Annotated in this window: 12 protein-coding genes; 6 read left to right on the top strand and 6 right to left on the bottom strand. The window is 72.4% G+C overall.

What is annotated here, in order from left to right:
• From Vau01_RS33180 to Vau01_RS33160, 5 genes are all read right to left on the bottom strand, one after another.
• The coding region (locus Vau01_RS33180) for a VirB4 family type IV secretion system protein (protein WP_204000901.1) at positions 1–1,729 on the bottom strand (1,729 nt) is incomplete at its 3' end.
• 143 nt (positions 1,730–1,872) lie between these two features.
• Positions 1,873–2,817, bottom strand: a complete 945-nt coding sequence (locus Vau01_RS33175) for a PrgI family protein (protein WP_204000853.1) — start codon at positions 2,815–2,817, stop codon at positions 1,873–1,875.
• Between the two features lie 142 nt (positions 2,818–2,959).
• Positions 2,960–4,369: a hypothetical protein gene (locus tag Vau01_RS33170; protein ID WP_204000851.1), complete on the bottom strand. Its 1,410-nt coding sequence runs from the start codon at positions 4,367–4,369 to the stop codon at positions 2,960–2,962.
• 6 nt (positions 4,370–4,375) lie between these two features.
• Complete coding sequence (locus Vau01_RS33165) at positions 4,376–4,828, bottom strand: pilin (protein ID WP_239152040.1); 453 nt, start codon at positions 4,826–4,828, stop codon at positions 4,376–4,378.
• A gap of 435 nt (positions 4,829–5,263) precedes the next feature.
• Positions 5,264–6,145, bottom strand: coding sequence for a sigma-70 RNA polymerase sigma factor region 4 domain-containing protein (locus Vau01_RS33160; RefSeq protein WP_204000848.1), 882 nt, complete (start codon positions 6,143–6,145; stop codon positions 5,264–5,266).
• Positions 6,146–7,855: 1,710 nt separating this feature from the next.
• On the opposite strand from Vau01_RS33160, the gene Vau01_RS33155 reads away from it, so the two are divergent.
• The 5 genes from Vau01_RS33155 (at position 7,856) to Vau01_RS33135 (ending at position 12,134) form a co-directional block, all read left to right on the top strand.
• On the top strand, positions 7,856–8,635 hold the full coding sequence (locus Vau01_RS33155) for a hypothetical protein (RefSeq protein ID WP_204000845.1): 780 nt from the start codon (positions 7,856–7,858) through the stop codon (positions 8,633–8,635).
• A complete protein-coding gene (locus tag Vau01_RS33150) occupies positions 8,628–9,605 on the top strand; it encodes a DNA methyltransferase (protein WP_204000842.1) in 978 nt (325 codons plus the stop codon). Before Vau01_RS33155 ends, Vau01_RS33150 begins: the two co-directional genes overlap by 8 nt.
• A 137-nt stretch (positions 9,606–9,742) precedes the next feature.
• On the top strand, positions 9,743–9,955 hold the full coding sequence (locus tag Vau01_RS33145) for a hypothetical protein (RefSeq protein ID WP_204000839.1): 213 nt from the start codon (positions 9,743–9,745) through the stop codon (positions 9,953–9,955).
• 31 nt (positions 9,956–9,986) lie between these two features.
• The gene (locus tag Vau01_RS33140) at positions 9,987–10,529 is read left to right on the top strand and encodes a recombinase family protein (protein WP_204000838.1); all 543 of its coding nucleotides are present in this window, start codon (positions 9,987–9,989) and stop codon (positions 10,527–10,529) included.
• 60 nt (positions 10,530–10,589) lie between these two features.
• On the top strand, positions 10,590–12,134 hold the full coding sequence (locus tag Vau01_RS33135) for a recombinase family protein (protein WP_204000836.1): 1,545 nt from the start codon (positions 10,590–10,592) through the stop codon (positions 12,132–12,134).
• Positions 12,135–12,139: 5 nt separating this feature from the next.
• Here the strand turns inward: Vau01_RS33135 and Vau01_RS33130 are convergent, their stop codons facing one another.
• Positions 12,140–12,475: a hypothetical protein gene (locus Vau01_RS33130; RefSeq protein ID WP_204000835.1), complete on the bottom strand. Its 336-nt coding sequence runs from the start codon at positions 12,473–12,475 to the stop codon at positions 12,140–12,142.
• Between the two features lie 124 nt (positions 12,476–12,599).
• Between Vau01_RS33130 and Vau01_RS33125 the strand changes: the two genes are divergently transcribed.
• Positions 12,600–13,049, top strand: a complete 450-nt coding sequence (locus Vau01_RS33125) for a hypothetical protein (RefSeq protein ID WP_204000833.1) — start codon at positions 12,600–12,602, stop codon at positions 13,047–13,049.
• The last annotated feature ends 277 nt before the right edge of the window (positions 13,050–13,326 follow it).

Genomic DNA, 13,326 nt, shown 5'->3' with positions numbered 1-13,326 from the left:
TGGCGGCGAGTTGGTGCTCGCGGGTGGACGCCACGGTCTGGAACGCGACCCGGTGGCTGCCGGCCAGCAGCAGGGCCTCGCCGCGTCCCGCGGACAGCAGCATGCGGGCTTCGCCCCCGGTCAGGGCGAAGGTTTCGGCGATCAGGTCGATCGCCTGCGGGGCCTGACGCATCAGGATCTGAGTGGCGGCGTTGGCGATGACCGCCTGCCCGAGATCGGAGCCGAGCAGGTCGGCGGCGTCCTGGGTGACCACCGCGACACCGGCACGCCGCTTCCTCGCCGCCTTGGCGAGCCGGTACAGGAATTTGGCGCCTTCATTTTCCTTCAGCAGGGTCCAGGCTTCGTCGACGACGACGAGCCGGCGGGCCCCGAGCTGACTGGCACCGAACCCGGATGTCCCGCCGTTTGGGCGGGTGTTGGTGGGTACGTCGACGTCACGCCAGATCGCGTCGAGCGCCAGCAGCATGCCGGGGGCGCGGAGTTCGTCGGCGAGTTGCCGGGTGGACCACACCACCAGGTGCCCACGCGGCCGGAACGTCGTGGGACCGTCGAACAGATCCCGAAACGATCCGGTCGCCCAGGGCGACAGACGCGCGGCGAGCGTGGCGGAGGCCGGGTCTGCGGCGTCCTCCAGGGTGGTGGTGAGGTCGCGCAGCAAGGGTGCCGGCCGGGCCCACGTGTTCGGGTCGTTGTTGATGCCGGCGGCGGCGTAGGTGGCGCTGATCGCCTTGTCCAACGCGGCCCGCTCACCCGGTGGCGGCTGCTCGCCGAGCAGCACCGCGACCAGGGTGTGGAGGAACAGCGCCCGTCTGGTGAGTGCGTCGGCGCGGCGGTCGCCGGGCGGGATATCGAGCGGGTTGATCCGGATGCCGGGGGCGCCGAGCTGGATGGCGGTGCCGCTGACCGCTTCGGCCAGGCGCAGGTACTCGTCCTCGGGGTCGATGATCGACACCTGGACCCGGTCGTACAGCGACCGCAGAACCTCGCACTTGACGAGGTAGGACTTGCCGGCGCCGGAGCGGGCCAAGACGACCGAGTTGTGGTTTTCCTGCGCCCACCGGTTCCACCACACCACCCCGTTGGACGCGGTGTTGAGCCCGTACAGGACACCGCCGGATGGCACACCGTCACCGGGCAGCGGCGCCGGCAGGTCCGCCGACGCCAGCGGAAACGCCGCGGCGAGGGCGTCGGTGTCGAACACCCGCCGCATCCGCAACGAGTCCACACCCAGCGGCAGGGTGGAGGTCCAGCCCTGCAGCTGCCGCCACGTCGCCGGTTGGGTGTCCAGCAACACCGACGATGCGGCGGCCCGGACCTCGGCGACCGCCTCGACGAGCTCGTCTTCGGTGGGGGCGTGCACGCACAGGTAGTGCCCGGCGCGGAACAGCCGCGCCGAGCCGCGGGCGACCCGGTCGGCCAGGTCGGCGGCGTCCTCAGCCGCGGCGTCGGTGACCGGGTCGCCGAGGCGGCCCTTGTCGAAGTCCAGCCGGCGGGCCGACTCCAGCCGGGCCCGCTGGGTACGCAGTTTCGCCGCGGCACTGGCGCCCGGGATCGGCTCGATGTGTTCGACCCAGTCCAGGCGCCCCGGCCAGGACAGCAGGATGTCCGGCCAGGCCAGGGAGAGCTCCGGCGGATAGCCGGTCATCGCGGCGACCGCGGCGTAGCCGTCGCCGAGGATCAGATGCCTCGCGGCGACATCGACGGCGGCCGGGCCGATGACCGCGGCCACCTCGGCCGCCCCGTCGGCCGCAGTGCCGCGCCGGCCGACCCGCCGGCCGAACCGCCGACGCTGCGGTCCAGTCTCGACCCGGCCGCCGGCACTGCTGCCGGCACTGTTGCCTGCGCGGGCGTTGCGGTTTCTGGTCAGGATGTTCACAGTTCCTCCGGATAGGGCTCTCCGGTGATCGGGGTGTGTGGGGTGGCGCGGGGCCAGCTGGCGTCGCCGCCGGCGTAGGGGTCGACCGCGGCGGTCAGCACCGCGAGGGCGGTGGGGCCGTCCAGCACCCGGGTCTGCGATCCGAGGGCGGCCAGAGCGGTGGCGGTGTGTTCGGCGCGGCGCATCGCCTCGGCGGCGGCGTGCGATCCGGTGGCCCGGCAGGCGATGGTGACGGTGCGCCACAACGGATCCCGCCGCTGGGCGATGTCGTGCAGGAAACGGGCGTAGTCCATGGCCGCGTCCGCGAGAGACGGATCGGGCAGGGACTGCGCGGCGTCGGCGACCCGTTGGGCGTGACCGGTCAGGTCGACCCGCTGCGCGGAGACCACGACCTGGACCGGGCCGGTCAACGAGTTGAGCCACCGGCCGTAGCCGGCGACCATGGCGGCCTGCTCCGCCGTCGTGCGCAGGCCGATGTTGACCGTGGACGCCGCGACCAGCACGGTCGCGGCGCCGTCGGTGAGGGTGATGACGCCGTCGTCGCTGATCGCCTCGGCAGGCAGCCGCAGCACCTGCGGACGCGGACCTGGCAGGTCCGCGGCGGCCGGTGCCCACGCCGGGACGGCGTCGATGCCGTCGGCGGCGGGGACCTGCCGCTGCGGACCGCGCCGGGAGCGGATCGCGGCCCACAGCCACGCATCCAGCGGCAGCCCGTCACGGCGGCCGATCGCGAGGACGGCCGTCACCCCGGCGAGCGGGATGACCACGACCGCGAACACGGGCAGCGGCAGCCGGCCGCCGAGCGCCTGCCACAACAGGTAACCGACGGCCGCGGCGGTGGCCAGGATGGCCACCTGCCGGGCGGTCAAATTCCACAGGATGCGGTCTGGAGCCTCGACATCGGCGGGAATACGGGCATTAACCTGAACTTCACTGTCCACAGTGGACTCCGTCGAAAGTTGATGATGGTGGATTGAAGACCTGGTGGCGCCCGCCGGGCCGGCACCACACCCACCCGGCGGTGCCGGGCGAGTGCCGGACGAGTGCCGGGTGGATGCTGGTATCCCGTGTGAGTGCTGTCGGTCAGGGCCGGCGGGGTGAGCGGTTCCATGGACCGGTGACCGGCGGCCGTACCGGCCGGACCTTGGGCATCGCCGTGGCCGGATTCAGACCCGGCGGCACGACCTGGCGAGGCGCCGCAGGTGGCGGCGTCACACCGGCGCCCCGCATCGATGGACGGTTCCAGGGGCCGGTGACGGGCGGCCGTACCGGGCGGGTCTTGGGCATCGCGGTGGCTGGATTCACACCCGGCGGGATGACCGGGCGGGGCCCGGTCGGTGGCGACGTCGCCGTGACACCGGCGGCCCGGATCGGTGGCCGAGTTGATCGCGGCGTCGATCGCGGCGTGGACCCGGTCGATGCGCCCGCGGCAGAACTGGCCGATGTTGACCTGCGACCGCCCGTCGCCAGGCCGGCGGCACCCCCGCCGCCGGGGGTCGGTCGGGGCATGCGGGACTTCCAGAACGGGATGATCGTGGTGGCCACCGACCCCGGCGGATTCATGGCCCCACGGCCACGGCGGGCGGCCGAGGCGGCGGCCCGGCCACCGACGGGAACGCGGGCGATGGCGGTCACTGCCTGCATGAGCAGCACCCGGGCCATCGTGACCGCCCCACCGCCGTCACCGCCGCTGCTGACGTGACGGCGGACGAGGGCGGGGATGCGCACGACGACCCACAGCAGGCAGCACACGATGAACAGGTTGATCATGTTGTTGCTGTCCGCAGGGAGGCCGAGGGCGGCCAGGTTGGCGTCGGGGTCGAGGAAGATGTCCACGGTGACGTGCAGGGCCAACGCCTGCAGCGTCACCGTGGCCAGACACCCCAGACCGGTGCGCCACCACAGCCGGGCGATCGGGTCGGTGAATGGGGTGGCGTGGCAGGCCAGGGCGAGCGGGGCGACCCCGAACCAGACGATCAACACGCCGAGGCGGGCCAGCCACAGGATCACGAGCATGCCGGTCAGGCCGGCGACAATGAGCCCGAGCACAGCCAGCAGCAGTGCGCTGGTGGTGTCGATCCGTGCCGTATTCAACACCCGCAGGATGTGTTTGAAGGAGTCCTGCGAGCGCAGGCTGTCCCCGGTCAGCGCCTCGGTCAACGAGTTCGCCCCGGCGACCAGGCCACGGCACAGCGGGGTGGCGAAGTTGGCGCCGAGAAAGCCCAGTAGCAGCCGCGGCGCCAGTTCGCCGATGCCGTAGCGGACCTGAATACTCCCGTGGGTCATCACCGTGGCCCCGGCAGTGATGACGGCCAGCACGAAACAGGCGTTGACGATCAGCGTCGACCGGTTGCTCAACGCCGCGACCTGCGGCAGCTGGGATGCGTCCGGGGAGATGAACATGCCCGCGTCGAGCAGGTCCCATAGCGCGGTGATCAGTTGCCCCGCCGCGCCGCCCAACGCGGCGAGCATGCCCTCGAACAACCAGTCCATCGCCGGTCAGCCGCCGAGGATCTTGTTGAGGATGGTCAGGATGACCGGTGCCAGCAGGGCCAGCGCGTAGCCGATCCCGGCGGACTTGAACGAGCCTTTGGCCCGTTCGACCTCCTGCGGATCACCACCGGCCATCATGTAGCGGGCGCCGCCGACGGTCAGGAAGAACGTCGCGACCGCGGCGATGATCCCCATGATCCACAGCCGGGCGTTGTTGATCACGGTGGGTAGGTCCTGTGGAGTAGGCGGTGCCGGCGGCGCAGGCTCGGCCCGGGCCGGATCTCCACCGACCAACAGCAGCAGGGTCGCGGCGATGCAGACAACCGCGACAACGGAGACGATCGCCGGCGTGCTGGCCGGTGTTGTGGCCGGTCTGCTGGCGCTGGGGTTGACGGCGTCGACCTGGAGCCGCGTGAGCGCGCGGGTGACGGCGTGGCTGCGAGTGCGGTTGGGGTTCATGGGTGGTTTCCACCTCCCGCCCCACCGGGGGTGGGGCGTGTCCGGAATGGATGGAGGCGTCACTCAGGAGTCAGGGATGCCGGCCGTGGGAGCCGTGCTCCTTCACAAGCCGCAGAGGAAATAGGGGTGAACAGGCCCACTGCCGGCCAGCCGGCACCCCTGCCCTTGGGTGGCGCGGGGAACCACCAACCCGGCCGCCCACCGTGGGACGGCTCTTCCGGTGATTCCTTGCCAACCAAGGGCTCCGGTTGGGTACCCAACACAGCACCCGCCCGCGTTCGGGCACCCAACTGACCCAACTGATCCAGCCCGCACCCGCCCGGGCCACCCAACCGGGCGCCGAACAGTCGCCGTTCCGGGGGGCCGTAAATGCAAAGGCGGGGCGACGACCCCTGCTCGGGTCGTCGCCCCGCCATGCGGCGCAACCGTGGTGTGTCAGGCGGCAGCGCCGGTCATCTTCGACGTCCGTGGCGCCGCCGCTGTGTTGGCGGACGGCGACGCTGGCCGGCCGGCGCGACGCCGCGCCGACGCGGCGTTGGCGGCGCGGCGCTTGCGTACCTGCTCTGGCAGCGCATGCGGTGCCCAGGTCAGTTCTCCGAGGCCGATCGCCTCGGCCAACCTGCGCTCGGCCTTGCGTCGCCACGCGGCGGCCAGCGGCACGCTGATGCCGAGCTTGTCGGCGACCACCCGCAGCGGGACGTCTTCCAGGCGGGTGGCGGAGATCAGCAGGTGTTCGTCGGGGTCGATGACCGCCAGCGCGACCGCGCGGGCGAGGACCCAGTCGGGGTGGTCCCACGGGTGGTGCGGTGGCACCGACCAGGCGCCGCCGACGTGCACGATGTCGGTGTCCTCGTCCCACTCGCGGGCGGCCTTCACCGCGCGGGCGCCGGCGTCGATGAGCCGCCCGCAGATGCGTGGTTCGTCCAGGTCGACGGTGCGCAGCCGGTCCAGGAAGCCGGTGAGGAGTTCTGCGTCGAAGTCGCTGGTGTCGCCGTGCCAGCCGGTGGCCAGGCGGCCGGCGGCCCGCCGCAGCCCCGGCATGGCCAGGCCCACCGCGGCAATCACCCAGTCCGGGCCGCCCTCACGGGCGAGGAGCACCACGTCGCGCCACACCCGGTCGCGGACCGGGCGGGAGGTGGACTCGGAGATGAGCAGGCGGCGCAGTTCGCCCAGCGGCAGGCTGCGCGGCGGAAGGCCGGTCACGCCGCGGGCGTCGAACACCAGCGGCGGGTCAGGGTCGCAGGTCAACCACTCGAACGCGCGCTCGGCCGCCGCGAGGGGCGACGCGGGCCAGTGATTCGATGAGGTCTTCGCCATGGTGTGCTCCCGGTCTCGGGTCTCGGGTCTCGGGTCTCGCACGCCGCCGGCGGGCGGCTGCGCGGGTGTCGCCTCCTATCGGCGCACGCCGACCCAACGGGTTGGCCAACCAGCACCGGCGGAGGTCGATCACGGTGCGGTGGGCCGGACGCGGCCGTGGTTGGTGTGTTGGGTGCAGCTCAGCCGCGGGTTGACCGTCCACCCAACCGGTGCCGCCCGGGGTGCGACCGGGTGGCGGCAGAGGGCGGCCTCCGGACGGCTTTGCGCAGGTCAACCCGGTCGTGTTGGGTCGGTTGGCGCGCCGCTACCCAACCAGGCCCGCCGAGGGCGGCCGGGACACGGTCGAGTCCGCGCCGACGGCCCGCTCACCCGCCCAAGCGGGCCGCTCGGACGGGTGGCCGGTTGCCGGTCCGGCGCCCGCCATCCGCGGACCCACGCCGCGCCTGGACCGGCTTTCCGTGCGGGCGGAACCGCCCGGGCCCAGGCGCCGGGACCGGTACGGTCCTACGTCAGGACCGTACCGGTCCTGGGCCGGTCCCCGACCGCGTACCGCCCAGGACCGGTAGCGGTACGCGGTCCGGTCCTGGGGGTGCCGAGCCGCGGCGTACCGCACGGCGGGCGGTACCGGTCCGGGACCGCATCAGGACCGGTCCCGCACCGCGGTCCCGGGGCGGTCCAGGACCGCCGGGACCGGTCCAGGACCGCACCGGGACCGCACGCGGACCCTTGCCGCCGACCGGTCCGAGCGCCCGACGGACAGGAACTCGCCCGAGTCGCAGGGCCAGACGCTCACCGACCTTCCGACTACCGTCAGCGATCGATCCGGTGGCGATGGAATGCGCGCACAGCCTGCGCCGGAGTCCTCGATCAACCACGACGCCGCGCCGGCCGCCCGCGCGGGCAACACACGTGGCCCGACCCAACCACCCGCATAGGTTGCGAGCTGCTAGTGGCTTGAGTCGCTGCCCGCGGCGGTGGCTTCGGCAAGGGCCACGCCGAACGCCTTGAGCGCCCTGTGCCGCGGCCCCAGGGACCGGGCACGCCAGCCGCCGTCGCGCACTGTCCGTGACGGCCCGGCGGTGCGGGCTCCGGTCAACCGGGGTGTGCCACGCCCGGGAACGCGTCCGCGGCGAAACCTCCGGACGGCGGTTCAGGACCGGTCCTGGCGCCAGGACCGGTCCTGAACCGCGGTCCCGGGACCGGTACCGCGGCCGGTCGCCGGACCACCGACCGGTCCTGGCGACCGGTCCTGGCGACCGCAGCCAGGACCGGTGTCGGGACCGGACCGGTACCGGCGCCGGTCCCCGAACCGGCCACCGGTACCGGTGCGGGCCGTGCGGTGCGGCCACCGGGATCGGCGGCACCGTCGGCGGGCCGGGGTGTCCGGGCCGGCACGGGACCGCTGCCGGAGGATGATCCACAATCGCCAGCACCCAGGCGCCGTTGCGCCGCTCCGACAGACGCCAGTTGGGTCATGCCAGTTGGATCAGTTGGGTACCCAACGGGGTACCCAACTGGCCAGTTGGGTACCGGGCCCGGTGCCGGTTGGGTAGCCGGTGGCCAACCGGCGGCGGCGGTTGGGTTCGCGCTCCGCCGCCCAGTTGGGTTGCAGTTGGGTGCCCGGCACGCCCTGACCGCTGCGGGGCGGGGCCAGTTGGGCCATGCGTTGGCGTGAACAGAGCCCATCCGGCGCGGGAGCCATACCCGCCCATGACTGCACCGCACGATCCCATCCGCGACGCGCCGCACAGCCGCGCCCGCGACACCGCCGGCCGCAATGTCGTGGCCGAAGATCCGCTCGGCCTGTCGCAGCTGATCGCCAGCGGCGTCATCGACGTCGTGCCCGGCGATCCGCCGGTGCCGATCACCGTCTGGCGCGTCGCCGACGACGGCGACCCGTACGGCCACCACCACAGCGACGGATTGACCGGTCGTACCGCCCAACTCCTCGTCGGCCTGTACACCCGGGTCGGCGACACCATCGTGTCCCTCGGCCACGACCCGGCCATCGCCGGCGCGGCCGGCGCAGGCGGACGCCGCTACCTGCCGGTCGACGCCACCGACCGGCTCGCCGACCTCGACCACGTGGCCGGCACCGTCCAGATGATCATGCTGCCCTGGCCACCCGCCTCCCGGGACGGCGCCGGTGTGTCGGGGCCGGCCGTGGCCGGGCCGCCAATGGAGGTCGCGGCGATGGTGGACCTGTTCACCGCCTGCCGGATCCTGCTCGCCGCCGACGGCTACACCATCGTCGCGGTCCCACCGGTCACCGCGGCGAACGTCGCGCACCTGTGGCAGCTGGTCCCCGCCGCCCGCCAGGCCGGGCTCGGTTGGGTGGAACAGATCGTCGCGATCACCGCCGACGTCGACGGCGACCGGCTCGACGTGCCCGCCGCCCCGGCCGATGCGGCCACTCTGCGCCTGGCCGACGACCTCGTCGTGCATATCGACCTCTATGTGTTCGTGATACGGGGAGGCCGCCATGGCTGAGCCGCGTCGCGGGCATGTCGCCCTGCTCGACCCGGCCAGCGCCAGCGGCGTGCTCGGCGAGTTGCCGGCCATCCCGGCGACGGTGGATCCGAGCCTGCGGGTGTCGGTGTTGATGGTCGGGCAGCGCAGCCTGGCCGCGCAGCGTCGCGGCCGGTTCGTCGCCGGTTCTGGGGCCCACCCGGCTCGGATGGCCCCCGATCTGGCCAAGTCGTTGATCGAGGACTACACCGATCCCGGCGACTGGGTCCTCGATCCGCTCGCCGGCGTCGGTACCACCCACGTGGAGGCCATCCACGTCGGCCGGCACGCGTTCGGGGTGGAGATCGAACCGGGCTGGGTCGCGTTGGCCCGGGCCAACATCGCCCTGGCCCGAAGTCAGGGCGGCACCGGCACCGGGCGGATCATCACCGCCGACGCCACCCGGCTGCCGCGCGGCATCCCGACCAGCCTGCGCGGCCGGTTCCAACTCGTGCTCACCTCGCCGCCGTACGGGCGGACCATGCACGGCCGGGTCGAGCACCGCCGCGGCCCGCTGACCCGCTTCCACAACCAGTACGGCACACCGGACGCAGCCGGGCACCCGGCAGAACAACCGACCAACCTGGCCCACCGTCGACGGACCGGGCTCCTCGACGGCATCACCGCCGTCCTCGACGGCTGCTGGCCGCTGCTGGCCCCCGGCGGCTTCCTCGCCGTGGTGTCCCGGCCGTGGCGACGCGACCATCTGCTGCACGATCTGCCCGGACAGATCCTGCGGGCCGCCGTCGGCGTCGGGTTCGAGTTCGTCCAGGACCGCAAGGCCAGCCACGCCGCCGCCCGCGACGGGCGGCTGCTGGCCCGGCACTCCTTCTACCAACTGCACGTCACCCGCCAGACCCGCGCCAAGGGCCGCCCGGCGCTGCTGCCGCAACACGACTACATCGCCATCCTGCGCCGGCCCTCCGACGCCGACCCGGCCGGGCGCCGATGAGCCGCCCGAAGCCTTCCCCCGTACCGCCGGACGGCGTACCGCCGGGCCAGGCGCCGGACGCCTCCGTCGCTCGGCGGATGTCGTCGAATGGGCGCGAGTCGCGCTACCGTGCCCGCCCCGCCGCAGCCTCGGCTGCCGTGGCAGCCGGGCCGCCGGCAGGAGCCGGGACGCAACGGCGGGTCCTGCGCCCCGTTCTGACCGAGCCGGACACCGCGCCGATGAACGCCGACCAGCACGAACAGGCCGTCAACACGCTCGCCGCGATGATCGTCGCCTGGTGGCGACGGTCCCCGGCAGCAAACCCCAGCCCCGATCCGGCACCGGGCGATCCGCCCAGTCCCGATCAATGACCGGTCCCGATCAATGACCAGAGGAGTCCTCATGGCCCAGCCCACCAACCCCCACCGGCCGCACGACACCCGGGACCCCGCACCGATCCGGGTCTCCACCTACGTCCACGGCCGCCACGACGACGCCATCACCCGGCAGCAGGACACCCTGCTGGCCTGGATCGCCGACCAACCCGGCTACCAGCTCAGCGGGCAGTACGTCGACATGCGCCCCAACCAGCAGACGCCGCGGTTCGGCCTGCGGCGGGCGCTCGTCGACGCCCGCACCGGCCGGTACGACGTGCTGCTCGTGCATGACTTGAGTCGGCTCACCCGGCGCATGCCCGAACTGGCTCGCATCCTGCACGCGCTGGACCGGGCGCGGGTCGTGCTGCGCTCGGCCGACGACACGGTCGACACCTCCAGCCCGGTCGGGCGGCTGTTCGCCCGCATGGTCGTCGCCTTCGCCGACTTCGACATCGCCGCACCCCGGCTGCCCAGCAGCGCACGAGGCGGCCGGCGCCGACCCACCCGCGAGCCCCGCAGCCGCGATCGGGACCGGTCCGGCAGGCGAAGCACGGCGGAACCCGAGTAACCCGCAGTGGGGTCGGGCCGGTCCCCGGCCCGACCCCAGGAAGGCCCTTCCAGGAGTCGCATGGCCCGACGAACCAGAACCCGCGCCGTCGCCCGCGCCGCCGCCGGCGTCGGCGTCGATGCCGAGCTGCGGGTGGCGATCTATCTGCGCCGCTCCACCGACGACGAACACCAGCCGTTCTCCCTCGACGCCCAACAGACCCGGCTGCACGCCTACATCAACTCCCAGCCCGGTTGGCGGCTGGTCGCCACCTTCACCGACGACGCCTCCGGCGCCACCCTCGACCGGCCTGGCCTCACCGACGCCCTGACCGCCGCCGGAGCGGGCGCGTTCGACATCCTGCTCGTCCACCGCGTCGACCGGCTCACCCGCCGCATCCGCGACTTGTCCTACCTCGTCGAGCAACTCGACAAGGTAGGCGTCGCGTTCCGCTCAGCCACCGAAACGTTCGAAACCGCCACCCCGGCCGGCCGCATGATGGTCCAGATGCTCGCGGTGTTCGCTGAGTTCGAACGCGCCTTGATCATCGAGCGGGTAGTCGGCGGCATGGAACGCAAGGCCGCCAAAGGCAAATGGACGCTCGGTACCACCCCGTACGGCTACACCATCGACCCCGCCGAACACACCCTGCTGCCCCGCGAGCACGAGGCGGCGATCGTCGCCAAGATTTTCCACCTCTACACCTACCGGCGCCTCGGCACCCGCGCCGTCGCCGCGGACCTCAACCGCCGCGGCCTGCACCGGCGCAGCGGACGCCCATGGAGCCACAAGACCGTCACCGACGTACTGATCAACCGCGCCTACCTGGGCGAGGTCCACTTCCGCACCGTCGTCGTCGAACGCGCGCACGAGCCGCTGATCGCGCCGGAGACGTTCGAGCTGGCCGACCGGATCCTCACCGACCGCGGCGAAAACCCCGCCCGCAAAGCCGCCGCCGCCACCGACTACCACCTCAGCGGAAAAATCACCTGCCCGCGCTGCGGCCACACCTACCTGGGCAGCAACGCCACCGGCCGACACCGGATCTACCGCTACTACACCTGCGCCACCCGCAGCCGCTACGGCGTCCAGCACTGCCCCGCGCCCCGCATCGACGCCGACCACCTCGACGAACAGGTCCTCACCGCGCTGTGCGCCTTCTACGCCAGCCACACCGACCTGCTCACCGAAGCGATCGACGCCGCCCGCGTCGCCTACCGCGCCGCCCGCACCGCTACCGAACAGGAACTCGCCACCGTCACCGGGCTACTGGCCACCAAGGACGCTGCGGTCGACAAGTACCTCGCCGACTTCGAGAACGACAAGCTCTCCGGCGTCGCCGTGTCCCGGCGGGTTGACCAACTGGCCGAGGAGATCCGTCGACTGCGTCGCCGCCGCGGCGAACTGCTCCTGCGACTCGACGACGACCCCGGCGAACCCACCCGCGACCAGGTCGACCACGTCCCGGCGCACCTTGCCCGGATCGTGCGCGACGCGGACGCACCCCTGCGGCGGGTGCTGTGCGACACGCTCATCGTCGGCCTGCACCTCAACGACGACGCCACCGCCACCGCCACCTTCGCCACGCCAGGCGACTACGATCCGGCGCACGCCGGCCCGGTGTGATCAAGTTAGCTGTCAGGATCACCGCTGCTCTGCCGGCCCGCCGCCGCCTTTGCGGCCCCGATCGCCATAGCGAGCACTTCGTCCTCGTCGATCCCGAAGCCCTCATTGATCTGGTTCACTCGCTCCTGGGCGTTCCTGTAGACACGGCCGAACCAGTTCGCAGCGGTTTCCGCAACATCGGCCGGAAACCCACGGCAACGCGGTTCGCTTTCCACAACGATGATCGGAAGGTACTCCCCGTCGCGGAGCATCGATTTATCCAGGTAGAGAGCGACGCGCTTGCCGCCGCTTGACATCGAGATCCCCCGCATCGCCAACCGGATCAGACCTTCCGGTGTCATGCCATCTCCTCACGCGTTCGTCGTCGATGCACATTCTCCAGCAAGCACCACGGCGGCACCCACGCGGTCGTGCGCGCGAAAATCCGCGTCCGTCTGGAGTGGGTGCGCACTAGCCTTGGCTCTCGTGAGTTCTCCCTCGACCGGCCTGGTGCCGGTACACGTCGGGCAGCCCGAGCCCAACTCCGAACACGAGCGGATGCCGCTGGCTGAGCGCCAACATCGGCGGGATGTCGAACGTCGCGAACGAGCTCCACGGGTATCGGGTGACTTGGCTTGGGAGAAGCACGGCCTGCAACCGCGCTGGCTCGGTATGGAGACCAGCGACTGTGCGGTCGCCATCGAGCCAGGGCGCTTCCACAACCGTGGCGTCGCCGAACGGGACCGGTTCCTGGCCGGTGCCGCTCAGCGCGGTGAGCTTGCACTGGTGGTGGCGGTGATCGGGGACGCCGACGGCGACGGACCGCGGCATCCACTGTCGTCGTACGACGCCTCCACTTCGGTCGCGGACATGTTCACCAGTGTCAGTGGCCGGCGGCTGCCGACGGCAGTCGGCTGGAGATCCCTCCCGATCTGAGCCCGGCGGATCGCGACCTTGCCCATCCGGCTGCTTACCCGGCCGCCCACGGCAGCCTGGTGGGCGCTGCAACTGCATGGGACGACCACTGTGCGCGGGGACGGGTTCGGCGGCGAGACGCACCACCGTTCCCGGGCGACCGTCCGGAAGGCCGCCTCGACGGCCGGGTTGATGATCTTTGCGTCGGCGCGGAGCTGTTCCGCGAGCGCCGCGCGCAGGTCCGCGGCGCGGTCGATCGCGGGCGTGTCATCCGAATGGGCGGCTCGGACAGTCATGG

Origin of the sequence: Virgisporangium aurantiacum, from assembly GCF_016863635.1 — a bacterium.
Classification (GTDB): Bacteria; Actinomycetota; Actinomycetes; order Mycobacteriales; family Micromonosporaceae; genus Virgisporangium; species Virgisporangium aurantiacum.
Note: the sequence above shows the minus strand (reverse complement) of the source record. Positions and strands in the feature narration are given on the sequence as shown.